Genomic DNA, 24,108 nt, shown 5'->3' on the forward strand with positions numbered 1-24,108 from the left:
TAACGCTCACTTTTTAAAGAGACTAGAAGTTAGAACCTCCAAATTTACACCAGCACATCGAATAATTTGGTTTATATAAAGTTAAAAATGCAGTACCTGATTGTCAGGTGTATCAGGTACTGCCAGATCTAGATCAATTGAAATCATTGCTAAAGGATGCTTTATCTTAAGTTTCCTATGGATCTATCTTTGATCATTTTAGTTTTCTGGACGAGTCACAATTGGAAAAATATTGGTAGACTTTTTAAATAAAGAAAAGAACTTTCCAATTTTTAACGGATTGCCCTTTATTTCGCTTTCCTTAGAAAATAAAACTTTCGAACCACTCACTTCACCTGTAATTAACTTTAAATATAAAAGTTTAGTCAGCTTCAACGTTGGACAGTTTGTAGGTAGATTATCGCTGTCATATTTATCAAAGAGCATGACCGAGTTTTCAATCCGTAATGAAAAATTTTCTTGTGTATCGGTCAATACTAAGTTCATACACTGATTTTCATTTTTTAAATTTTCAACATCCAGATTGGTTGCCATCGCTTCAAGAAATCTTTCAGTCGGCGTATGAATAAATAAACCTAATAAATCCGAAGTATTCTTAAGTGGAGTAACGCCTTGTAATTCTTGTGCACCCGATAAATAGAAATTACGCCAAGTCGAAGCTTCAGCTGAATATCCTAATTGTCGATAAGTTTTTGCCAGCAATTCTTTGGCTTGAAAATTCTTTGGGTTATTAAATACTAAATGTTTTAGAATTTCCGCAGCCCATCTGTATTCAGCCTTGTCATAAGCTTGCTGAGCATTTTTTAAAGCGTTCGCCTCTCCACCAGCCAGTTCAATATATTTCTTTGCAGCATCTTTAGGCGGTAAAGGGTCTAAATTTGACGGGTTGGCATCAAACCAACCCATGTAGTATTGATATACAGCCTTTGTATTATGTTTTAAGGTTCCATAATAGCCGTGAGCATATAGCTTTTGGTCTAACTCTGGTGGCAGCTTAATCTTCTCTGCAATTTCAGCACCATTTAAACCAGAGTTCATAGAACGAACAGTTTGATCATGAATGAATTTATAGACATCTCTTTGTGTCTTAATAAAGTCTTGAATATTTTGTTGCCCCCAAACTGGCCAGTGATGTTGGGCAATAAAAACTTCTGAGTTTTGGGTTTGCACTAAAGCTTGGTTAAGATAACCGACCCACTTTAACGTATCGCGTACTTTAGCACCTCTTAGAGTATAAAGATTATGTAGCGTATGAGAGAGAATCTCTGCGCCGTTATAAAGCTTAAGTGAAGGAATGGAAAAAGTTAATTCTGACGGCGCTTCTGAACTTGGAACGTTATAAAATACAAAATCCAAACCATCGATATTTAATTTTTGTTCTTTCTGCGTAATCAACTGATTCAGTTCTAAAATTCCGATTTGTCCAACTGCTACCGCTTTACCTAAACCATTATCCACCAAACCTTCTGTATTTTTAGGTAAAAATGTACCATACATATACGTTGCTCGGCGGGTCATGGCTGGCCCCGCCATAATGTTCTCACTAGTCGCTTCTTCCATAAATCCTTCGGGAGCAACAATTGGTATTTTTCTTTGTTTCAATTCTTCAGCAGAGATAACACCGAGCGCCCCACCAAAATGATCAATATGGCTATGTGTAAAAACAATCGCTGAAATTTTCTGGTTACCTAAATGCTGTCTTGCAAATTTGATAGCCGCTTCAGCAGTTTCTTTAGATGTTAAAGTATCAACAATGATCCAGCCTGTATTACCCTGAATAATGGTCATGTTTGCCAGATCAAAGCCTCGAACTTGCCAGACACGGTCCGTCACCTTAAACAAACCAACATTATTATTTAATTTTGCTTGTCTCCACAGGCTTGGATTTACAGTATTGGGAGCTTGATCTTTAATAAAATTAAATGCATCAAAATCCCAGATCACATCTCCTTGCTCATTTTTTATTTGGCCAGTAGGTTTAGCGATAAAACCCTTTTCAGCATTTTTAAACTCATCAGCATCTTGTAGATTGTACTTGCTACCGTACGAAGCATTTGAGTCAATAACGGCCTTCTCTACTTTATTTTCTGCAAATACATTGAGCGACAAAATAGATAATAATGAGACCGTTAGTACTTTAATTTTCATAAAATTTCCTTAATGTTTTATATGCTTTTTATCCCTTAAAGATTGGGAATATTTTTATTGAATTAGAACTTTTTAGCGTACTAAAGAAAAAACCAATCTTTCATTAAAAGATTGGTTGATTTTCTTTATATCTAGATTTTAAGAACATCCCTTTGTTTCAAAGGCGTCTTTAGAGGTGTAGCGAATGTCTGGCAAATAATCACCCATTACTGCTTTTTCTTCACCGGGTACTTTCACCTTCTGAACGGCGTGAGCAAAGGCATTATCAGGTAATAAATTACGCATAATAAATAAACCAAAGTCTGAGTGACCGAAAGCTTTACCATCTTCGGCTGTATAGCCTGAACCACGAGGACTTAGCTCAAGGAAATATACGCCACACTCTTCTCGTGCATTCGCTGGTCGATCTTCTGGTAACGAAGCAACAATGGTATAGAAACCGTCTTTATCTACTTTTTGAATATTTTCGTCATAGAGACAATAATTTGTCGCGGTTGAAATCACTTCATTTGTACAAATTGACCAATAACGTATATCTGTTTTTTGAACAAACGGATCATTATTAAAAGTTTTTGCTGTAGTTGGAACTTTACCTCGAAGTTCGATCACTTTACCTAATCGTCTACTTACTGCCGCATAAACATATTCATTGTCAGGTGTAGCCCAATAACCAAGTTTTGGTGTGACCGCCAAACCTTCACATTTATCAATCGGCTGTTTTGTAATAGGATCGAATTTATAAATACATTTGAAGCTATCTAAAGCACTAAAAGCTTTGTACCATTTTGGTTCCTGTTGTGCAGGAAAACCCTCATATCTATTTTGGTTAAATGCATCTACAGTATTTTTTAATGGTATTGCCGATATACGATCAATAGGTGCTTTTTTTACTTGTAGAACATTACAAACATCTTGGCCTTTTTTAACGTCCCCATTTGCAAGTTGTACTTTAAATCGAGGGAAACTCACATTTCCTTTAATATCCATATTTTTGTTGGGTACATATACACGATATAAAATGGCAACTTTGCCATCAACCGTTTTTGGGGCATACAACGTATTACTTAGAGGAGTACTTGGTAAATCTCCTAATTGCAATTGTGCTGAGTAACTACGCGCTTTGCCAAGACGGTTATTCCCGACTACAAACGGGTTGATTGAACCTTGATTTGGTAAAATGGCTGCATCTAATAATGAATTAACGCGCTCACCTTTTGCGGTATAACTCACCAATGAAAAGTGACGTGAATAAGGATAATCCCCATCAATCATTACTTTTGCACCTTCTGGAACCGTAAATTCTGATGACCAATACGTTACATTAGAATCAGGAAACGCATAATTTAACGGGTCTTCTCCAGTATGCTGTTTACTTGTTACAGAATCTTGCCACATGCAATCTGTTAACTCAGTTCCTGGATTTACTGGCTTATTTCCCTGAGTAGAATCATCACTATCATTACACGCGCTCAAACCCACAGAGCCAATAACCGTCAATAATATTGCAATCCTTAACTGATTAAATTTTTCCATAATACTTTTCCATTTTGACCAAGTGATACAAACTTGATCTCTTTGTTATATTTCTTAATCTCGAATTTTTTCCGAGACCTAATCCATTTAGATTAAAATAATAATCCAACTAGATTAAATATCAAGCTATTTTTATCAACAATGAATAAAATTATTTTTTAAAATAAAATCAAATACTTATAATTTTTTATTAAAATATCAACACTACAAAAAAAGTTTTATCAATTCTGATTCCACAAGTGAGGAGAGTTCAAACAGTACTGTCTAAACGGGTTCTATAAAAATGTAGGGCGAAATGAAGTAATGCTACCTCAATGAAAGATAGGGAATTTTTTGAGGCTTATGAATAAAAATGATCTGCTTTAAAACGAATTCCGCCTTCAATATAATCTTTTAAATATTTGGCGAGTAGTTTATGGTCCTTAACCTCTGTTGGCCAAAAATGCTCAAGTCCAACATCACTGATCACATTTAAAATAATATTAAAAGTAAAAAGTACTTTAAGTGAAATTGCATTAGGGTCTGCATCTGGTAAAGCTTGTTGTAATAGACCTACGGCTTTATTGGAAATAGGTACTAAAGTTTTTGCAACAATAACGCGCCCTTCATCTCCAGCACTAATCGTTTTAGAGAAAAATTTGATGTAATGAATTCCGTTATGCTGTAAAAGTATTTTTACCATGGGTTTCATTAAAGCATCTACAACATCAGAAACCTGTACATTATTAGATGGAATAGCATTTAATAACTCTAAACTATCAATAACATAAGGCTGCATAACATGATCTAATGCGGCCTCCACGAGTCCCCATTTTGATTTAAAGTGGTAATAAAGAGCTGACTTATTTGCAACTCCAGCAGTTTCATTAATTCTTTGTACCGATAGCGTTTCAATATTATTTTGTGAAAAAAGAATGATGGCTGCTTCTATCAATTTTTCTTTAGTTTGTTTACTCATTTGATTCCACAGTACAAGTTAAAATTAATGGTGTTAACTTAAGAAAATATCCCCATTCTTATGCATTAACCTTTAGAGAAAAAGAATAATCCATATAGATTAAATATCAAGTTGTTTTATTATCAAATAAGCAAAAATAGAAACTATTCTTACCAATTTTGAGACTGGAAGTACTTATAAAATTATTTTAACTTCTCATTGTAATTGATATTTTTCATAAATAAACCAACTGCATATTCAACCCAAGAACTAATTTCACTATCCGATATGATGTAATTAGGATGTGTAAGACACTTAAGGTGCGCATCACTTCGTAGTAACGCTAAAAATATATTCGCAGCGACATCTGAAGAAGAATTTAACTCAATTTCACCATTTTTGGCTGATTTTTCAAGATAACCCGCAATGATATTCGCAAGACGCTGTGGGCCAACTTGAAAGAATTTTTCAGATAACTCTGGAAACCTTACTGCTTCTGCAATACATACTCTAAAAAAAGCCAAACCTGAATGAGATAATATAAAACACAGATAAGTTTTCCCCATTTCCGTTAAAGCAGAACGTAGGTTTTCGGCTTTTGTCTCGACTAATATAATTTGCTCTTGCATGTTCGTACATTGTCGTTCAATCACAGCAGCAAACATCACTTCTTTATTTTTATAACAGCCATACATGGTTGCTTTTGAAACACCCGCCTCTTTTTGAATCATATCTGTTGTGGTGCCACTAAAGCCATGAGTCAGAAAAAATTTAGTTGCTGCATCCAGAATTTTTTGATCTTTTTCATTAGCTTTCGATGAACCAGACATAGTGACCTTATAACAATTTTAGCGACTTCGTTTGTAGTGTAACTCATCGAAAAGTTCAAAATCGAGAATTGACGTAAATTTAATTAAAGAGTAGAGTACCGATCGGTACAGTTAATTGCAATACCTGCTCCATGCATAAAGTTGTGTTTAAAATTTAAGGTAAAAGATGAATATACGCCCACTCATCGGTTTGGCAGGTGCAATATTTGCTGCAATGACTGTCGAATTTAATAACCGCATCACCAGCATTACCTTAGCCGACATACGTGGAGCTATGGGAATTAGTGTCGACTCGGGTTATTGGGCCAACAGTATTTATGCCAGCGCCATGATTATTGGAATGATACTTTCCACCAGTTGGGCGGTCATTTTTTCTATGCGGAGAGTTCTTCTTTTTGCTATAGGGCTTTGCCTCGTTTCTAGCGTTTTAATTTCTTTTAGTCCAAATATCGAAATATTTTATTTATTACGCGCCTTACAAGGTCTTGCTAATGGCTTAACCATCCCTTTGCTCATGGCATGTGCGCTCAGATTTTTGGGGCCAGATATTCGACTATGGGGCTTAGCCTGCTACGCATTAACTGCGACTTTCTTTCCCAACTTAAGTGCTGCGCTTTCTGCCTTTTATTTAGATGTACTTGGCTGGAAAATGATTTTCTTCCAAACCATTCCCTTTTGTGCCCTAAGTGCAGCTCTGGTTTATTTTGGTATTCCTCAAGACCCTTTAAATTATTCAAGAATAAAAACTTACGATTGGACAGGAGCATTTTTAGCTATCATCAGCATAGCAAGCCTGAGTACCATGTTATTGCATGGCAATCACTTAGACTGGTTTAACTCTAAATTGATTTGTGTATTGGCTTTAATTAGTGCCATTACTTTGCCCTTATTTTTCATACAAGAATGGCGATATCCAACACCTTTAATTAAGCCACAAATGCTCGAAATACGAAATTTCGCATACGCCGTGTTTGCTCTATTTTGTTTTGTCATCATTGGCATGTCCACCAGTACCCTGCCGCTCAATTATCTTAGTGCTGTACATGGCTATAAACCCACTCAAACCATGTGGATTGGCTTACAAATTGCAGCATTACAATTCATTTATATTCCTATCGTCGTTAAGCTTTTAAATCAGCCATGGGTCGATAGCCGCTATGTGCATGGCTTTGGTCTACTGCTCGTGATTGCAGGCTGTCTAGGTGCAAGTCAACTCGATACAACATGGAACCAAGATCAATTCTATTTTTGGCATGCGATTTCATGCTTAGGGCAAACCTGTGTGGTGCTTTCTTTGCTCATGATGGGTACGAACAGCGTACATCCAACCATGGCAATTTACGCTTCGCCAATGATTAATACTCCACGTGCGATCAGTGGCGTACTTGGTGTTTGTATTCTGGATTGGATAAACCGAATACGCGGTGAATACCACTCAACACGACTTATTGAAAATACAGCCCAACATGTTTTCCAAAATATTCAAGGCCCAGTGATTAATCCGCTTACGCCCCCCGTACTCACCGCAAATGGCGCAGACCGTGTTTCAGGTGGCTTATCTGCTCTAAATTCTGCAATTCAGGCCCAACAATCGGTTTTGGTCATTAGCGATCAATATCTAATTTTAGCTGGCCTCACGGCTATTTTGTTTATTGTGATGTTGATTTTGCCAGTCAGAACTTACCCGCCACGCATTGCTCTCATTAAGTTAATGAATAGTCATAACTCAGGAAAATCTTTATGAGTACTCTCGAAGCCCAAGCTACTCCCCACACAGAACCACCCAAGTTAACAAAGGTGCAATATCTCAAAAAGCATTGGGTTATGGTTATCGCATTTATTATTGTTTTAGCCTCAATTTTATGGGTTTTAAAACTTATATTTTTACCCTCTTCGATTGTTAAAACCGACGATGCGCGTGTGGATGTAGAGTACTCGACTATTGCGCCTAAAGTAGCTGGCAATATTGAAGAGATTTATATTAAAGATCATCAGACTGTAAAAAAAGGCCAGCTATTAGCACGTATTGATCCACGCGATTATCAAGCTGCTTTGGCTGAGGCTGAATCTAATTATGCAAAAACGCAAGCTGACCTGAGTGAAGCAATGCTGGCAGTTGATAGACAACCTACTGTTATTCGAGAAACAGAAGCCCAGCTTAGAAAAGTAGAAGCCGGAATTAAACTCACAAAAGATAATACGGCGCGTTACGAGCAGTTGCAGGCACTCGGTGCCGAATCGAGATTGATTACGCAGCAGTCAAAAACCACTTTAACCGAGCAATATGCAGATTTAGATAGCAGCAAAGAAAAAGTGATAGATGCGCAATATCAATTAAACCAATACAAGATTCAGGTACAAGCCAAACAAGCTGCTCTCAAACAAGCCCAAGCCGCGCTTGATAAAGCAAAACTAAATTTGAGTTATACCGAAATTCGAGCTCCTATTGATGGCATGATTGGTCAAAAGTCGGCTAACGTGGGTAACTTTGTTGGTGCAGGTAACCCATTAATGGTTGTTGTGCCTCTAAATCAAGTGTATGTAGAAGCGAACTTCCGTGAAATTGAATTAAAACAAATAAAAATCGGACAACCAGTTAAGGTTTATGTAGATGCTTATAATGTTGAATTAAAAGGTGTTGTAGATAGTTTTTCTCCATCTACTGGTGCTTTTTTCTCTCCAATATCTGCAAATAACGCGACAGGGAATTTCACCAAAATTGTCCAACGCCTTCCCTTACGTATCAAACTTGTTGAAAACCAACCAGATATTAAGCTTTTGCGTCCTGGCTTATCTGTTTTGGTTTCTGTAGATACAACGAAGAAATAGACAGGACTTTACAGATATATTGAATACAACTCACAACCTGAGGGTAGCTGTAGTTTTATACTACATTCAGGGTAAAAATTGGCTTATTTTTTAAGATATGAATTCAGTTAGAAATATATTCATACTGAGTTTTGCAAATCGAAAGCATTTCGAGCATATTCAACCATTGGAAGCTTATCTATTGTCCATGCATGCAATTGTCGTAAGGGCTGCTGCAATGTGTTGCCCAAAGGCGTGATTTCATATTGAACAGCAAGTGGGGATGAAATCACGTGACGGGAAATAAGTCCGTTACGCTCCAAACGGCGCAGACACTGGGTTAGAGCCTTCTGAGTAACGCCTTCCAACCGTCGCTTAATCGCATTGAAACGTTGCGGACCGTCGTCCAAAACGGCTAACACCATCATTGACCACTTATCTGCGATTTGATCAAATAAGGCTCTACTTGGGCAATCTGATGAAAAGCACTGCGGTTCAATAACTAACATCGAATGTTCCATGACTCTCCCCCGAAAACCCTATACTAATTTGGTACTAGGTTTAAATTTTATACCAATCTAGAAGCTTGAACAACAAGGCCTCAATCCATTCTCTTAGCCAGCTTGATTGAGAGTCACATCATAGTAGCGCAGCAGTTAGTTAACATGAAATTAGAGACCGAGATGGTTTACGTGAGTATACTTAGTCTACTCGAAGTACCTAATTGACACTAGGTTTATAATATATACCATTAAGATTCATACCTCTTAGAGTCTATTTGATGTCTACTCTTAATAACTTCTTCCATCCTCTTAAGCTTGCTTCAGGCATAACTCTTCGTAATCGCATTGTGATGTCGCCAATGACAACTTGGTCAAGTACTAATGATTTTAAAATCTCGGACGAAGAGGAAGCCTATTACCGTCTTCGCGTCAAAGGTGTGGGTTTGGTCATTAGCGGCTGTGCCCAAGTCACCGCTAATGGTATTGGGTTTACAAATGAGTTTTCCGCAGCTGACGACAGCTATATTCCAAGCCTTAAGCGGCTCGCAGACGCTGTAAAGAGTGGTGGTGCACCAGCCATTCTTCAGTTATTTCATGCGGGCAACAAGGCACTGCCTCATCTCATTCCCGATGCAGATGTAGTGAGCTCGAGTGCTATCTTGACGAAAGCTACACCTTTTATGGCACCGCTGACACCTCGGGCACTGATAAGTGATGAAATCTTGCAGATGATCAAGGCATTCGGTGAAGCAGCAAGACGCGGTATTGAGGCTGGTTTTGACGGGATTGAAGTGCATGGCGCCCACGGGTTTCTTTTGCAAAACTTTTTGTCACCAGCCACCAATACACGCACCGATGAATGGGGTGGCTCGTTAGAAAACCGTATGAGGTTTCCGCTAGCCGTCGTTGCAGAGATCAAGCGCGTTATAGCCAATTATGCTGATCGACCATTTGCTATTGGTGTCCGCCTTTCACCTGAGGAGACCGTCGAGGAAGGTTACCGTATTGACCAAACGCTTACTTTTATTGATCAATTGTTAGACCTCAAGGTCGATTACATTCACATCTCTCTCGCTAACTTGCTGACTGATAGCCCTATAGATGATCCAACTGGACCATCCATTATCAGTCGCATTATTAATAAAGTTGACAACCGCCTGCCAGTTTTGGCTGCTGGTGGTATCCTGACAACCGATCAAGCCAAGCAAGCATTGGATACTGGACTATCTATGGTTTCGGTTGGACGCGGGCTGATCATCAATCCAGACTGGGTCGATCATCTTAAAAAAGAACAGGAAGTGAATGTCGAACTTGATCCAGCCAAGATAGATGCTCTCAAAATTCCTCAGAAGCTATGGACCATCATTCAAGGCATGCCCGGCTGGATTCCTTTGAAGCAATAAGGAGTGAATGGCAGTTCGGTACAGAAATTTCTATCGGGCCGTATATGTGCGTTTGTTATATAAAAAAGAGGCCTAAAGCCTCTTTTTTAATTAATCTATATTCATGGCAACCGATCTGGTTGCTTTACGCTTTCGAGTGACGATTAATCCACAAACAACCACCACTAAAGTTACCCCTAAAGATAAAGTCGTTTCATAACTATAGGTTGGCGATAGGAACATATAACCTAAAACGGTCATAATGACCAAAATCACAAACCAAGTTAACCAAGGGAACAACCACATTTTAAATGATACCGCTGTGCCCTCTTTTTCCCATTTATGTCTTAAACGCAATTGAGAAAATGCAATCACCAAATAAACCAGTAAAGCAATTGAGCCTGTTGTTGATAACAAGAATCCAAAGACTTGCCCCGGAAACATATAGTTGACTGCACAACAGATGACTCCAACCACAGTAGATAAAAACACAGCAGAAGTCGGCACACCCGCTTTATTAATTTTTGTCACAACCCTAGGCGCTTCTTGGCGTGTGCCTAAAGCAAATAGCATGCGAGATGAGGTATAAACTGCTGCATTCATACAGCTTGCAACTGCAATAAATACTACGGCATCCATAATCAATTTAGTTTCAGGAACATTTAGGCTCATTAATACAAACTGAAAAGTGCCAAATTTTTGTAAGTCCGGCGAACGCCAATCGACTAAAGCAACGGCTAGAAAAATCGAAACAACAAAGAATAAAATAATTCGATAGAGCACCAAATTCGTTGCACGTTTAATTTTTTCTTGTGGGTTCTTAGATTCAGCTGCAGCAATAGAAAGAATTTCTATTCCAAAAAATGAAAATGCCGAAATTAAAATGGCCGAAACAACCCCACCCATACCATGTGGCATAAAGCCACCATTTGAAAATAGATTGCCAACGCCACTGACATTTTTTGCTAAAGGCCACATTCCAAATACAGCCATTGCCCCAATAATAATGAATACGACAATCGCAATGACTTTAATGAGAGCAAACCAAAATTCAAATTCACCAAAACTTTTGGTACTAAAAAAATTGGCTAGACTGAGTAGAATAATAAAGGCAAATGCATAAATAGCACTGGAAATTTGTGGGAACCAAGCATGTAAAATTTCAGCACCAGCAATCGCTTCAATTGGAATCACCAGCACCCAAAACCACCAATATAACCATCCAATGGTAAACCCTGCCCAAGGGCCGATGGCTTTACGGGCATATGTAGAAAATGAACCTGTATCGGGCTGCGCTACCGCCATTTCACCCAGCATGCGCATGACCAAAAAAACCAAAATACTTGTAATTATATAAGCGAGTACAGCGGCAGGCCCTGCTTTTGCAATTGCCGCAGAAGAGCCTACAAATAAACCTGCACCAATAACGCCACCAATGCTGATCATGGTGACATGTCGATTAGAAAGTCCTTCACCTAATTTTATTGTTTTATCATTGTTCATATTCGATTCCTTCAAATTGACAAAATATTTTTAAAACCGTTTTAAAATGCACGTCTCCAACTTGTGCCCAACAAAAAAGGGAAAATCAGAGTTTTCCCTTTTGATTGATTAATTTAATGTAGGCATAGCAAATTGTTTGGCTTCACGGACCTGCGTTGAAGGCCAACGTTGCGTAATGGTTTTACGGCGTGTATAGAAACGTACACCATCTGGGCCATAAGCATATAAATCACCGAACAATGAACGCTTCCAACCACCAAAGCTATGATATGCAACTGGCACAGGTAAAGGTACATTGACCCCAACCATACCCACTTGAATATTGCTGGTAAAATAGCGTGCAGCCTCACCGTCACGAGTGTAAATACACGTTCCATTACCATATTCATGGTCATTAATGAGTTGCATCGCATCTTGCATGGTTTGGACACGAATGACCTGTAAAACAGGGCCAAATATTTCTTGCTGGTAACTTGTCATTTCAGGTGAAACTTGATCAATTAAAGTTGGCCCGACAAAAAAACCTTTTTCATAACCTTCAGGTTTTGGATCGCGACCATCCACAACAATTTTAGCACCTTGTTGCTCTGCACTTTGAATAAAAGCCTGTACTTTATCTTTATGTGCTTGCGTAATGAGCGGTCCGAAGTCATTACGCTCATTTGCATAGTGCCCAAACTTCAATTGTTTCATTTCTTGCTTTAATTTTTCAATAATGACATCTGCAACTTCATCGCCAATTGCGACAGCCACAGATAATGCCATGCAACGCTCACCAGATGAGCCAAATGCAGCACCTAACAAAGAAGTCACGACGTTATCAATATCGGCATCGGGCATAATAATGGCATGATTCTTTGCTCCGCCTAAAGCTTGGCAACGTTTACCACACGCGGTTGCTGTACGGTAAATGTACTCTGCAATTGGAGTAGACCCGACAAAGCTAACCGCTTGAATTGTAGGATGATGTAATAACGCATCAACAGCCTCTTTATCACCATTTACGACACTAAAAACACCATCTGGCAATCCTGCTTGTTTTAGAAGCTCCGCTAAAAATAAGGCAGCTGAAGGCGCTTTTTCCGAAGGTTTTAAAATAAAACAATTACCGCAAACAATCGCCATTGGGAACATCCACAATGGAACCATCGCAGGAAAGTTAAAAGGCGTAATGCCCACAACCACGCCTAGCGGTTGGAACTCGCTCCATGAATCAATATCTGGACCCACATTTTTTGAATATTCGCCTTTTAGAAACTCTGGCGCACCACATGCATATTCAACATTTTCGATACCACGTTGTAATTCACCTTTAGCATCGTGGCAAATTTTTCCGTGTTCTTCACCAATGAGTTGGCAGAGCTTGTCAGCATTTTCTTCGAGTAATTGTTTAAACTTAAACATCACGCGCGCACGTTTAATCACTGGTGTATCACGCCATGCTGGAAAAGCCTGCTCTGCAATTTGAACCACGTGGTTGACCAACTCTGCGTCTGCAAGTGCAACTTCTTTGGTTGTTTCACCTGTCGCAGGGTTATAAACTGGCTGTTTCTTGTTTGTTTTAGTTACCAAACCACCATCAATAAAATGCCCTACTACTTTAACGGCCTGCTGGCTCTGATCTTTGTCTGTGTTCGCAACGGCATTGCTGTCAAAATTCTCTAAAGTGTTCATCTTTGTTCCTTGTGTCTATTCATCTTTTCCAGTTAAGTCTTAAAATAAATAACTGCTATTTCACTTGATAAATTCCTTCGCCAACGGCGTTCATGAGCCGCTGCAACTCTGCCTCAGTGCTATTAAACATTGGACCAAATTGCAGGGTATCTCCGCCAAAACGGACATAGAAACCTGCTTTCCAAAGTTGCATGCCAATTTCAAAACCACGAATTGTCGCATCGCCATCACGCGGTGCTAATTGCACAGCACCAATCAGCCCACAGTTACGTATATCAATAATGTTTGGTGCGCCTTTTAACTCATGTAGAAGTTTTTCAAAGCTTGGCGCTAAATCAGCCGATTGATGAATTAAATTTTTCTTTTCTAAAACATCGAGTGTTGCTAAAGCTGCTGCACAAGCCACTGGATGTGCCGAATAGGTATAGCCATGCGTAAATTCAACCGCATGTTCTGGTAAATCTTGGTGCATAAAGGCATCGTAAATTTCATGGCTTGCCACCACGCCACCAAGTGGAATCGCGCCGTTGGTAATTTGTTTCGCAAAATTTAAAATATCTGGCGTAACATCAAAATATTCTGAAGCCGTCCATTTGCCCATTCGACCGAAACCAGTAATGACTTCATCAAAAATAAGTAAGATATCGTGTTGGTCACAAATTTCTCTCAAGCGTTTTAAATAGCCAGTCGGCGGCACAATGCACCCTGCTGAACCTGAAACTGGCTCTACAATAACGGCAGCAATATTCGATGCATCATGCAGCTCAATTAACTTAAGCATTTCATTGGCAAGCTCTACACCACCAGTTTCAGCACAGCCTTTGGTAAAACTTAAATCGGGCTGTAAAGTATGCGGTAAGTGGTCTACATCCATAAGCTGACCAAACATTTTACGGTTACCACCGATACCACCAAGACTAGTCCCCGCAACGTTTACACCATGGTAGCCACGGGCACGTCCAATCAGTTTGGTTTTGCTTGGTTTCCCTTTAATTCGCCAATAGGCGCGCGCCATTTTAATTGCTGTGTCGGCAGACTCTGAACCTGAATCGGTAAAGAACACGTGCTGCAATTTTTCAGGCATACGTTGAATAATTTTTTCAGCCAATTGAAATGACAATGGATGACCAAATTGAAATGCTGGCGAGTAATCCAGCTTTGACAACTGAGTACTTACAGCTTGCTGAATTTCAGGAAGCGTATGGCCAGCACCACAAGTCCACAGACCTGATAATGAGTCGTAGACTTCACGGCCAGTGCTATCAATTAAATAAGACCCTTTAGCACCAACAATCATGCGCGGGTCTTTATGGAAATTACGATTTGCAGAAAATGGCATCCAATGCGCTTGATAATTTAAGCTCATCTGAGCATTTGATTGAACGGTTTCCGATGCAGAATTACCATCACCTAATTTGTCGATATCAAACATAATCACTCTTCTTGTTTTGAGGCTATTTTTGAGTGTACATAGCACTATAGTTTTGATAAATTCAAATTATCTTGAGTTTAGATTTAAAAAAACAAAACTAAATGAAACCTAAAAAATTAAATCAAGTTACTGATTTTGATATTAAATTACTTAAAGTATTTAAAACGGTTTGTGACTGTCACAGCTTCACGTCTGCCGAAAGTATTCTTGGCATTAGCCGCTCTGCAATTAGTTTGCATATGAGCGATTTAGAAAATCGTTTAGGCATTCGGCTATGCCAACGTGGTCGCGCAGGGTTTGCACTGACAGATGAAGGACGGGAAATTTTAGAATATATAGAAGTGCTCACCGCATCTATCGAAGACTTTCGCTCCAAAGTCAATCAAATGCATAACCGTCTTAAGGGCGAATTTAATATAGGTATTATTAATAACCTTGTGACCATGCCAAGTGGCTACATTACCAATACGCTGGCACAACTTGCAGAAGAACATTCTGAAGTAATTATTAACATTAGCATGAGCACACTTTCAGATATTGAATGCCGCGTGCTAGACAACCGTTTACATGCTGGAGCAATTCCCCTCGTTACTCCGCTGTCAGGCCTAGACTATTTTGACTTATATAGCGAAAGTTCATTTTTATATTGCGGCAAGAACCATCCATTGTTTAACCAATGCAGCCAGATCGATTTAGATGAATTAAAAAGATGGCAAGCGGTGCTTCCCAATTATGCAATCACACCTGAAGCAGCAAAGTTACACCAGCTTTTAGACTGTAAAGCGACAGCGAGTGACCGTGAAGGAATTGCCTTTTTGATTTTAACGGGAAGATTCTTAGGTTTTTTACCCGACCACTACGCAAAAAAATGGGTTGAAGATGGTTTTATGCAAGCCGTTTCAAAGGAAAAAATGCATTACAGTACACCCATTTGCTTAATTACTCACAAAAGTAAAAACCACAATATTATTTTAAAAACTTTTATGGAAATGCTTGAGAAACGAGTGCTGAATCATTAAGGAGGTAGTTTCTACCTCCGCCAGATCGTAAAAAAATCAACTTCAAACCAAAATTAAAGATTATAAAAAGAATTAGTTAATCGATATTTCATAATGAAAATTATGAGCTAAACCAAACGACTCACGGTACTCGACTGCTACACCTTCAAGATTTTTTGCAATACGGCACACTTTAACCAAAGGATCTTCAAGGTTATTATTTAAATGGCTATCTTTCATATTTTTCTCAAAAGTTAACCGTTCTGTTGCAGAAGAAATAAATTGGCCACAGTGCTGATAATAAAAAGGATAAAGTAAATTACCAAACTCAGAGATTGGAATTTCTTTTAGATTTTTAAATAAATGTTCAGGCAGCCAGATTCTTTCGCTTAACACAACGACTTCTTCATGCTTACGCACACGCTCGATATAAAGCAATTTTTCGTTAAGCCCAAGCCCCAGCTCTGAGTTTACTTCCGGTATTGCCTCACACACTTCTACTTTTTTAATTTGACCTTGTGGCTGAATGAGTTCGCCTTTTTTATTACGGAGTCTAAAAAAACGGATGAGTGAGTTTTCAAAATTAGGTTGTTTTAAAAAAGTGCCTTTTCCTTGCAACTTAACCAACAAGCCGTCCTCAACCAATCCCTCTACAGCTTTTCTAACGGTTCCAACCGATACGCTATACATTTGAGCAAGCTCTTGTTCGCTTGGAATAGGCTCTTCCACTGTCCATTTAGACTGGATCAGTAGTTTTTGAAGCTCCCAACGGACCTTTTCATATCTTGGCAATTTAAAATTTTTAAATGCAGTTTCATCAAGCATTTGCGTTAAACATTATGAAATCGATTTGACAATATTAGCATAGTTATATGTAATACAAAAAACCAAACATATATATGTTTAGATGTTTATATATTTATCAAGGAAGATAATATGGCTGCATTGATGCTTATAGCTTTAGCCGTATCTATAGGTTTAGGTTATAAAACAAAAATCAATATTGGATTTTTTACAATTGCGTTTGCCTACCTGATTGGTTGCTTTGGCATGGGTCTGAAGCCTTCTGAAGTTATTGAATTATGGCCTGTCAAAATTTTCTTTATTATTTTATCGGTTACTCTGTTTTATAACTTTGCTTTAGCAAATGGTGCTTTAGAAAAACTTGCCAGCCATCTTTTATATAAATGCCGTAAGTTCCCACAGTTTTTACCCTTAGCGATTTTTTTCGCAGCGACTATTATTGCAGGCCTAGGCGCTGGTTTTTATACCGTACTTGCTTTTATGGCACCCATTACCCTGCTACTTTGTAAAAAGACCAATATGAATATGATTATTGGTGGGATGGCTGCAAATTATGGCGCTTTAGCTGGCGCAAATTTTATGACATCACAAAGTGGTATTATTTTCCGAAGCTTAATGGAAAATACAGGCATTAGCTCTCAAACCGCTTTTTCATATAGCAGCGGAATTTTTGTTATAACTTTGATTATTCCAATTGTGGTGTTGGGAATTTATACCCTCTGGAATAGAAAAAGTAATTCTATTGTTATTGAAGATCAAAAGCCTGAGCCATTCGATAAAAAGCAGAAACAATCAATATTCCTTATTGTTTTAATGATGTCAATTGTTTTGGTTTTTCCAATATTGCACCTTGTTTTTCCAGATGCAAAAGCCATCAGTTTTTTAAACTCCAAAATTGATATTGCTTTTCTTGCCATTACCTTTTCACTCATCAGTTTACTCATGAAACTTGCCGATGAAAAAAAGGTGGTAGCACTTGTGCCTTGGGGAACACTTATCATGATTTGCGGTGTCGGTATGCTCATCGCATTAGGTGTAAAACTCGGCATTATTACCACACTTTCAGAATGGTTAGCACACAATGTTCCAGTCTGGGTTATTCCAGTACTGCTATGTCTGATTAGTGCCATCATGTCTGTATTTTCAAGCACGCTTGGTGTTGTTGCTCCTACCTTATTCCCAATTGTTCCAGCACTTGCTCTGAGTTCTGGGCTAAATCCACTGATGCTTTTCATTTGTATTGTGGTGGGCGCTCAATCTACAGCGATCTCTCCTTTCTCGTCTGGCGGTAGCCTCATTATGGCTTCTGCACCAGCAGATATCGACAAAACCAAATTCTTTAATCAACTGTTATTTAAAGCAATACCTGTAGGAGTTATTGCCGCTTTAATCGCTATTTTTGCTTTAAAAATTGTAATGTGAGATGAAAATGAACTGTATAGATACACATGCACATGTTTTTTCGGTACAGGACCGCAGTATTGAAACAGCGCGTTATACACCTCATTACGATGCAACTGTGCAACGTTTTATCTCTCATCTTGATCAGCACAAATTCACGCACGGTATTTTGGTTCAACCTAGCTTTTTAGGAACCAATAACCAAGCAATGTTAAATGCGATTCAGCAATACCCTGAGCGTTTAAAAGGGATTGCTGTTGTTGAACATACGACGGCTTTTGATGAGCTATTTCAACTGAAACAACAAGGCATCGTCGGCGTTCGTTTAAATCTATTCGGTCTTAACCCTCCTGCGTTAAATACGCCTGAATGGCAAATGTTTTTACGAAATCTGGAAAGCCTCAACTGGCAAGTTGAAGTACACGCTCCACCAAAATATCTGGTGCAGCTTTTACCTCAATTGAGTGAATACAACGTTAATGTTGTGATTGACCATTTTGGTCGCGTTGACCGTGTTAAAGGGATTAATGATTCAGATTATCAAAAGTTTTTAAGCTTGCTTAACGTAAAACAGCACTGGATTAAAGTGTCTGGTTTCTATCGTTTGGGTACTGCCCCAAATCATATCAATATTGCCCAACAGGCCTATAACATTTTTAAAGACAAAGGTTTTTTACACAAGCTCGTTTGGGGAAGTGACTGGCCACACACCCAACATGAATCATATATAACTTATGAAGATGCAATTCATGCTTTTAAACAGATTGTTTTTGATAAACACGAGCAGTGTTTAATTTTAAACCAGAACCCTACCGAGCTGTTTGGTTTCTCACGTACATAAGGAGTATGTATGAACAATGATATCTCTATATCGGAAGTAGAAAAGTCAACGATCCGTAAACTTTCGTTTCGTATTCTTCCCTTCCTCATTCTTTGTTATTTCATCGCATATATTGATCGGGTAAACATTGGTTTTGCCGCGTTAACCATGAACCAAGAAATTGGTTTAACCGCAACTGCCTTTGGTTTTGGTGCTACCTTATTTTTTATTGCATACGTCATATTTGAAATTCCTAGTAACATGGCAATGGAAAAGCTGGGTGCACGTATCTGGATTGCCAGAATCATGATTACTTGGGGGATTGTGAGTTGCTGTACAGCCTTCATTATCGGCCCTATTTCTTATTCAATTTCAAGATTTTTACTCGGTGCTGCCGAAGCTGGATTTTTCCCGGGTGTATTACTGTATTTAACGCTCTGGTTCCCTAAACGATATATGGCCCGAATCGTTGCTGTATTTATGGTTGCCATTCCTTTATCTAACTTTATTGGTTCGCCTTTATCTGCTTTATTGTTGGGTTTACATGGCCTACTTGGGTTAAGTGGATGGCAAGTTCTTTTAATTCTTGAAGCATTACCCGCGATTCTTCTTGGTTTATTGTGTCTTGTATGGCTGCCTAATACAGCAACTAATGTTAAATGGTTAAGTAAAGAAGAAAAGGAATGGCTCTCAAGCACCTTAACTTTTGAAAAAAACCAACTGTTAAATTCTGAAAAAGAAGACAGTGCCGAACAGAAAAAGAGTAAGTTCAAGCTTCTTATTACCAATAAATATTTATGGTTCTTCGCAATTATCTATGCAGGAAGCTCAGCAACCAGCAATATTTTATCGTTATGGATGCCTCAAATACTAAAAGCTTTCCATCTGACTGCCATGGAAACAGGCCTTTTAAATATGATTCCATTTGGTTTGGCTTCTGTTTTCATGATTGTTTGGGGCATACATGCCGATAAAAGTGGAAATAAGAGCCTAAATACGGCTATTCCATTATTTGTAACGAGTTTTGGTTTGCTCCTGACTCTTTTTACCTCATCTTTAACCTTGAGCTTAGTCTTATTCTCTATCGTTTTGATGGGTAATTATGCAATCAAAGGCCCTTTCTGGGCATTAGTTTCTGAACGCTTACCGCCAACTCTGGTAGCTGTAGGCATTGCAGCGGTCAATACCATCGCGCATATTGGTACGGGTCTCATGAACTCTATAATGGGAGTAGTGAAAGATTATTCAGGTAGTTTTCCTGTTTCTCTTTTACCGTTATGCATTCTGACCTTTATCGGTGCCGTAATTGCATTATATTTGGGAAGAAAACCGACTTTACCTAAAGCACAAAAGGTTCAAAAGGTTGTTTGATTTTTAAGGCTTAGATAAAAAGAGAGCACCTAAGTGCTCTCTCGTTCTCATTGATTTTTGGATAAGGCAAAGTTTATTGCCCGATCATATGCCTGTTCTTGTAGCTCGCTATATACATAGAAATCCTGCTCTGTCTTGGTAACAGGATTAATAAGTTTCATTGACTCATAACTATGAGTATTTAAATCATTAGGATCAACATCAAAAGCTTCTAACTGCTGCTCTCTCCACTCACCACTTAGAACACCACCCACACAAAGCCATTTTGTTGAATTGTCTGACATATATAATCCTTATTATTTGAGGTGCTTTTATACCATATCACGACAGCATTTAAGTCAGTTTAATTTTTCATCCCATCAAAAAGAAAAAGCTTCGTGTTTAGGAGCTTTATATCTAGTTTTTTTAGTTCATCTTGGCGACTAAATTTAATGTACTTTAGATTTAATACATTTTTCTTTAAGCTCATCCAAAGCTGACGGCACCATCGGAACAGTCATCATGCTTCTAAAGTGCATTCTTTTAGCAGACTGCCAAGACCAAATCAAAACGCTCTTCCTGTGCCGTAAGACGTTCGGCAACTAAAATCAACTATTAAAAAACCCACTGAAGTGGGTCATGTTTACTCTATATAATAGCTGTTGCCATCGGAACTATAGAAAACCAAATTTGAAGTAGGGTAAATAAATTCACCTTTTAACAAAATATATTCAACTTTGGGTCTCTGAACTCTAGATGAATGATTGATTTTATTAGTGTTTACTTCTGTATAATTTGCCTGTGCTCTTTTTTCTTTACCTTGGAAATCAATAATTGTAATGTCTTTTAGCATTCATATGCTCCAACTTAATCATGCATATTATGCCTAACGATATTTTTATACTATCAATATTTTGTAGACAACTAGATTGAATTAATTTTTAAAACTTTATTAATCCACTATCTTGGAATCATTTATATATGTGTGCTTTATGTACCCCTACTTGAAATTCGGATGGCGTAATTTCAAAATTTAAAGGATAAGACTCAACAGGTTATATATAATTGATTTTATTTATGAAATAAGTCGTCGAGATAAAGATCTTTTCTAGGACATATCAACACATATAAGTCTTAAAACTACCGCAATGTAAAGGCTTTTAAAGCGTACTATGAACTCTCCCTAGTGAAGATAAGAAGATAAAAATGTCAGGTTTTAAAAGTTTTTCTCAAAATACAACAAACAACACTAATATCATCAAAGCTCAAATGAACAAGCATTCTTCAGCAACACCACCTACTGAAACTCAGCCTTCACAAGTTCCTGGCACTGTAAAAGATCTGCCTGAGAATAATGAACAACCTGATCCTAATAACAAATAATTTCTTATTAACAGTGCCTTGGACGTTGTTTTGAGGCTCTGCTACTATAAAGAATAAATTAGTGCACTGATTTATTATAATATTAACTACTTTTATCAATTTGATTTGTTTAGTTATTTAAGAAATTACAGCCATTCATTCCAGAAAATTGATATGACTAGTCTCTCAGATATGAGGGGCTTTTTTAATTGTTTTTCACTTAACCTACTCACCCTAGTTAGATTAAGCTCACCAAAATTAGCGGGCTTATTTTTTAATATCTGAATTATGAAAGGTATGAATGTTTTTGTGCCAAGTAATCATTTGCTATTTTTGTTGTCTCAGCATAGGTCAACTCCGCACAAAGCCAAAAGCGATAAGTGTTTTCACCAATAATGTAACTTTGACGATTGTAAGTAGATTCCTTACTTGTATCTATTTCACTAGCCTTAAAGAACGTTCCTTCACGGTTATTAACAACTTCGCCGTCTAAATCGCCACCAATACAAATGAACATTGTAATAATCCATAATTTTATGAAGATCAGCTTAACATATAAAGTAAAAAGCCCACCTTCCGATGAGCTTTTTATTTAACTAAAATTATTAATAAGTATTAGCCTTTAAATTCTGCTAATACAAATTTTTTTACGATTTCATCAAAATTTGAATTTCGAAGAGTTAGCTTGCTATTTTTTATAGTTTTATACCAATAACTGGCTGCAACTCCCATGCTAATCAAAGCTAACAATTTCATTGCTCACCTCACTTATTAGGAAGAGTGGAGTTTAACTTATCATTCACGTTTGTAGTGTTCCAACTCGTTTTAGCGAGGTTTCTGTATATATTTAAAGCAATGTGTAAGAAAAAAGCTCACAATTTTAAGAGCCTTCTTTAATGTCAATAATAGTGCAATTTCCTTAGATTTCGATTTAGCATTTACTCTGTATAGAATGAAATTCTCAATAAATATTCAGATGAACTCTTTTCACTTAAAACAATTATATAAAAGATAAGATAAATCAATGTTTTCCAAATCTTATACGAAACCCCATAGAATGCCCTTCTTCTTTGATTTTAATAGTATATAAGTATTTAATTTTATTTAGATCTTTTCTCATTTCTATATCAATCACTCCATCTTTCTTCTCTCCAGTTATTTCAACTTTATAAGAGTAAAGTGGCCGTTCGGCATCAGTATAAAAATCAGATCCATACTCCTTAATACTATAGTCTTTAATTTTTCCAAATTTCTCTCTTATGGTTTTATCTGTATATATCACTGACTTAACCCTTTGTGTATTTCCTTTATTATTAATAAATAAGTGGCCACTTCCAATAATAAGAATAAATACAGTGATTAAAGCGATATTTCTTTTTTTCATCAGGTCTTTCAATTCTATGTACATGTATTTTTAAGAATATTTATGGAAAAATATTATATCAAATTTTAATGTATTATTTTAAGTTTTAATCTAATACTTAAAGAAATTTAACTAATTTTATTAATACTATGGATAGCATAGAGTATATTTGAATATATCAGCACTCTTTTGTAAGTAATTTTCCCAATTACTCATTAACTGATTAATATTTTCTGTATAGGAATGTGATGATGGATCATATCCATCCGCAGGAGGCATATACTTAATGAAACTATCTATTTCAGCAGGATAATCAAAATCAGCATAAATACTTTCCACTTCACTTAATGGATCTTCAAAACTTGCGCGATTAATCCAAAGCCAGCTAAGAAGTATATAAAGCCATTTTTCTCTAATCATCGAATCTTCATTAGTCTCTGAACATAATTCATTCAAAAAGGGAAAGATATCATTTGATTCACTCGGTATAAGGAATGACAGCTCAAGCTCGGCGTTAGTATAGATCTCCGTTAACACAATATTTTCGGCTTTTTTGATTGGTAGTTCACAAGTAATCAGGTTATTTTCATAGCCCCATTTGATATCACACCAAGAAAGGTTCACCTTTTCATTAATAAAATCAGCAGGTATTGGATATAAAATCATCTAATTAAACTTTTGGTAAATGGTTAAAAATAACTATGATTCTACTCTTTATAGTCTATTCAATATAAAAAGTAGTAATCACACTTAAAATTTATTCTTCCAAAATCAATAACTCATTGTAGCTTAACTTTTTTTGTATAATTTTATTTAATATAAAATCAATTTTTTCTAAAGATGCAGCATTATTAAAATCAAACATTATAGATATTTCATTATACCATTCCTCCTCGGGTGCATTATCCATCCACTTATCACCCCATCGATCATCTCTACTGACTTGTACAGAAAAGAAATTTTCATCAATTTCATTTTCATCTAATTTTCTTGGACCTAAATTTATTACAAGTTCTAGTTTGCTATTAATACACATTAAAGGATAGGCTACCTCACCATCAGGATTTCGTCTAAAATCGATAAAATCATATGCATGAGTCCAGTCATTTCTATCTTTTTCAGATATGTATGCTTTTAATAAATTTGTTAAGCAAAGATACATAGCAGTATATTCATCATAATTCTTGTGCCAGTATAAAAATGGAAACTTCGGGTGATTTTTAAAAAAACTTACTACATTTACTGAAACTATCATAATTT

24 protein-coding genes are annotated in these 24,108 nt (G+C 37.2%); 8 read left to right on the plus strand and 16 right to left on the minus strand.

Annotated features, from left to right (window positions below; genetic code table 11):
• Nucleotides 1–198 precede the first annotated feature (198 nt).
• From I5515_RS16310 to I5515_RS16325, 4 genes are all read right to left on the minus strand, one after another.
• On the minus strand, nt 199–2,148 hold the full coding sequence (locus tag I5515_RS16310; RefSeq protein ID WP_199968646.1) for an alkyl/aryl-sulfatase: 1,950 nt from the start codon (nt 2,146–2,148) through the stop codon (nt 199–201).
• Nucleotides 2,149–2,286: 138 nt separating this feature from the next.
• Complete coding sequence (locus tag I5515_RS16315) at nt 2,287–3,681, minus strand: hypothetical protein (RefSeq protein ID WP_199968648.1); 1,395 nt, start codon at nt 3,679–3,681, stop codon at nt 2,287–2,289.
• Nucleotides 3,682–4,021: 340 nt separating this feature from the next.
• Nucleotides 4,022–4,639: a TetR/AcrR family transcriptional regulator gene (locus tag I5515_RS16320; protein WP_199968650.1), complete on the minus strand. Its 618-nt coding sequence runs from the start codon at nt 4,637–4,639 to the stop codon at nt 4,022–4,024.
• A gap of 182 nt (nt 4,640–4,821) precedes the next feature.
• Nucleotides 4,822–5,448: a TetR/AcrR family transcriptional regulator gene (locus tag I5515_RS16325; protein WP_199968652.1), complete on the minus strand. Its 627-nt coding sequence runs from the start codon at nt 5,446–5,448 to the stop codon at nt 4,822–4,824.
• 166 nt (nt 5,449–5,614) lie between these two features.
• On the opposite strand from I5515_RS16325, the gene I5515_RS16330 reads away from it, so the two are divergent.
• Together I5515_RS16330 and I5515_RS16335 are read left to right on the plus strand one after the other, a co-directional pair.
• Nucleotides 5,615–7,192: an MFS transporter gene (locus I5515_RS16330; protein ID WP_199968654.1), complete on the plus strand. Its 1,578-nt coding sequence runs from the start codon at nt 5,615–5,617 to the stop codon at nt 7,190–7,192.
• The gene (locus I5515_RS16335; protein ID WP_199968656.1) at nt 7,189–8,277 is read left to right on the plus strand and encodes an HlyD family secretion protein; all 1,089 of its coding nucleotides are present in this window, start codon (nt 7,189–7,191) and stop codon (nt 8,275–8,277) included. Before I5515_RS16330 ends, I5515_RS16335 begins: the two co-directional genes overlap by 4 nt.
• Nucleotides 8,278–8,396: 119 nt before the next feature.
• Here I5515_RS16335 and I5515_RS16340 read toward each other — a convergent pair whose 3' ends face one another.
• A complete protein-coding gene (locus I5515_RS16340) occupies nt 8,397–8,777 on the minus strand; it encodes a winged helix-turn-helix transcriptional regulator (protein ID WP_265092302.1) in 381 nt (126 codons plus the stop codon).
• 260 nt (nt 8,778–9,037) lie between these two features.
• Between I5515_RS16340 and I5515_RS16345 the strand changes: the two genes are divergently transcribed.
• Nucleotides 9,038–10,162, plus strand: coding sequence for an NADH-dependent flavin oxidoreductase (locus tag I5515_RS16345; RefSeq protein WP_199968659.1), 1,125 nt, complete (start codon nt 9,038–9,040; stop codon nt 10,160–10,162).
• Between the two features lie 90 nt (nt 10,163–10,252).
• Here the strand turns inward: I5515_RS16345 and I5515_RS16350 are convergent, their stop codons facing one another.
• The 3 genes from I5515_RS16350 to I5515_RS16360 all read right to left on the minus strand — a co-directional run bounded on the left by I5515_RS16350 (nt 10,253) and on the right by I5515_RS16360 (nt 14,756).
• Nucleotides 10,253–11,644 carry an amino acid permease gene (locus I5515_RS16350; protein ID WP_199968661.1) on the minus strand — a complete coding sequence of 464 codons (1,392 nt, stop codon included), beginning with the start codon at nt 11,642–11,644 and terminating at the stop codon, nt 10,253–10,255.
• A gap of 108 nt (nt 11,645–11,752) precedes the next feature.
• On the minus strand, nt 11,753–13,318 hold the full coding sequence (locus tag I5515_RS16355; RefSeq protein WP_199968663.1) for a CoA-acylating methylmalonate-semialdehyde dehydrogenase: 1,566 nt from the start codon (nt 13,316–13,318) through the stop codon (nt 11,753–11,755).
• Nucleotides 13,319–13,373: 55 nt separating this feature from the next.
• Entirely contained in the window at nt 13,374–14,756 is a 1,383-nt protein-coding gene (locus tag I5515_RS16360; protein WP_199968665.1) for an aspartate aminotransferase family protein, read from the minus strand.
• A gap of 95 nt (nt 14,757–14,851) precedes the next feature.
• On the opposite strand from I5515_RS16360, the gene I5515_RS16365 reads away from it, so the two are divergent.
• Complete coding sequence (locus tag I5515_RS16365) at nt 14,852–15,769, plus strand: LysR family transcriptional regulator (RefSeq protein ID WP_199968667.1); 918 nt, start codon at nt 14,852–14,854, stop codon at nt 15,767–15,769.
• Nucleotides 15,770–15,841: 72 nt separating this feature from the next.
• Here I5515_RS16365 and I5515_RS16370 read toward each other — a convergent pair whose 3' ends face one another.
• Entirely contained in the window at nt 15,842–16,573 is a 732-nt protein-coding gene (locus I5515_RS16370; protein WP_199968669.1) for a GntR family transcriptional regulator, read from the minus strand.
• A gap of 111 nt (nt 16,574–16,684) precedes the next feature.
• On the opposite strand from I5515_RS16370, the gene I5515_RS16375 reads away from it, so the two are divergent.
• From I5515_RS16375 to I5515_RS16385, 3 genes are read left to right on the plus strand one after another with little or no spacing between them, the layout of a single operon-like run.
• Nucleotides 16,685–17,974: an SLC13 family permease gene (locus I5515_RS16375; protein WP_199968671.1), complete on the plus strand. Its 1,290-nt coding sequence runs from the start codon at nt 16,685–16,687 to the stop codon at nt 17,972–17,974.
• A gap of 7 nt (nt 17,975–17,981) precedes the next feature.
• Complete coding sequence (locus I5515_RS16380) at nt 17,982–18,794, plus strand: amidohydrolase family protein (protein ID WP_199968673.1); 813 nt, start codon at nt 17,982–17,984, stop codon at nt 18,792–18,794.
• A gap of 9 nt (nt 18,795–18,803) precedes the next feature.
• A complete protein-coding gene (locus tag I5515_RS16385; RefSeq protein WP_199968675.1) occupies nt 18,804–20,144 on the plus strand; it encodes an MFS transporter in 1,341 nt (446 codons plus the stop codon).
• A 47-nt stretch (nt 20,145–20,191) separates the two neighbouring features.
• Here I5515_RS16385 and I5515_RS16390 read toward each other — a convergent pair whose 3' ends face one another.
• Nucleotides 20,192–20,428, minus strand: a complete 237-nt coding sequence (locus tag I5515_RS16390) for a hypothetical protein (protein ID WP_199968677.1) — start codon at nt 20,426–20,428, stop codon at nt 20,192–20,194.
• Nucleotides 20,429–20,766: 338 nt separating this feature from the next.
• Nucleotides 20,767–20,976, minus strand: a complete 210-nt coding sequence (locus tag I5515_RS16395) for a hypothetical protein (protein ID WP_004642902.1) — start codon at nt 20,974–20,976, stop codon at nt 20,767–20,769.
• A 353-nt stretch (nt 20,977–21,329) separates the two neighbouring features.
• Between I5515_RS16395 and I5515_RS16400 the strand changes: the two genes are divergently transcribed.
• Nucleotides 21,330–21,506: a hypothetical protein gene (locus I5515_RS16400; protein ID WP_166645289.1), complete on the plus strand. Its 177-nt coding sequence runs from the start codon at nt 21,330–21,332 to the stop codon at nt 21,504–21,506.
• Nucleotides 21,507–21,771: 265 nt separating this feature from the next.
• On the opposite strand, the gene I5515_RS16405 is transcribed toward I5515_RS16400, so the two are convergent.
• The 5 genes from I5515_RS16405 to I5515_RS16425 all read right to left on the minus strand — a co-directional run bounded on the left by I5515_RS16405 (nt 21,772) and on the right by I5515_RS16425 (nt 24,103).
• Complete coding sequence (locus I5515_RS16405) at nt 21,772–22,002, minus strand: hypothetical protein (RefSeq protein WP_199968679.1); 231 nt, start codon at nt 22,000–22,002, stop codon at nt 21,772–21,774.
• A 98-nt stretch (nt 22,003–22,100) separates the two neighbouring features.
• A complete protein-coding gene (locus tag I5515_RS16410) occupies nt 22,101–22,241 on the minus strand; it encodes a hypothetical protein (RefSeq protein WP_077169826.1) in 141 nt (46 codons plus the stop codon).
• A 265-nt stretch (nt 22,242–22,506) separates the two neighbouring features.
• Entirely contained in the window at nt 22,507–22,869 is a 363-nt protein-coding gene (locus tag I5515_RS16415) for a hypothetical protein (protein ID WP_227562749.1), read from the minus strand.
• A 126-nt stretch (nt 22,870–22,995) separates the two neighbouring features.
• The gene (locus I5515_RS16420) at nt 22,996–23,514 is read right to left on the minus strand and encodes a DUF2247 family protein (RefSeq protein WP_199968682.1); all 519 of its coding nucleotides are present in this window, start codon (nt 23,512–23,514) and stop codon (nt 22,996–22,998) included.
• A 91-nt stretch (nt 23,515–23,605) separates the two neighbouring features.
• A complete protein-coding gene (locus I5515_RS16425) occupies nt 23,606–24,103 on the minus strand; it encodes a hypothetical protein (RefSeq protein WP_199968683.1) in 498 nt (165 codons plus the stop codon).
• Nucleotides 24,104–24,108: the final 5 nt, after the last annotated feature.

It is taken from the genome of Acinetobacter calcoaceticus (assembly GCF_016508255.1).
Classification (GTDB): Bacteria; Pseudomonadota; Gammaproteobacteria; order Pseudomonadales; family Moraxellaceae; genus Acinetobacter; species Acinetobacter calcoaceticus_E.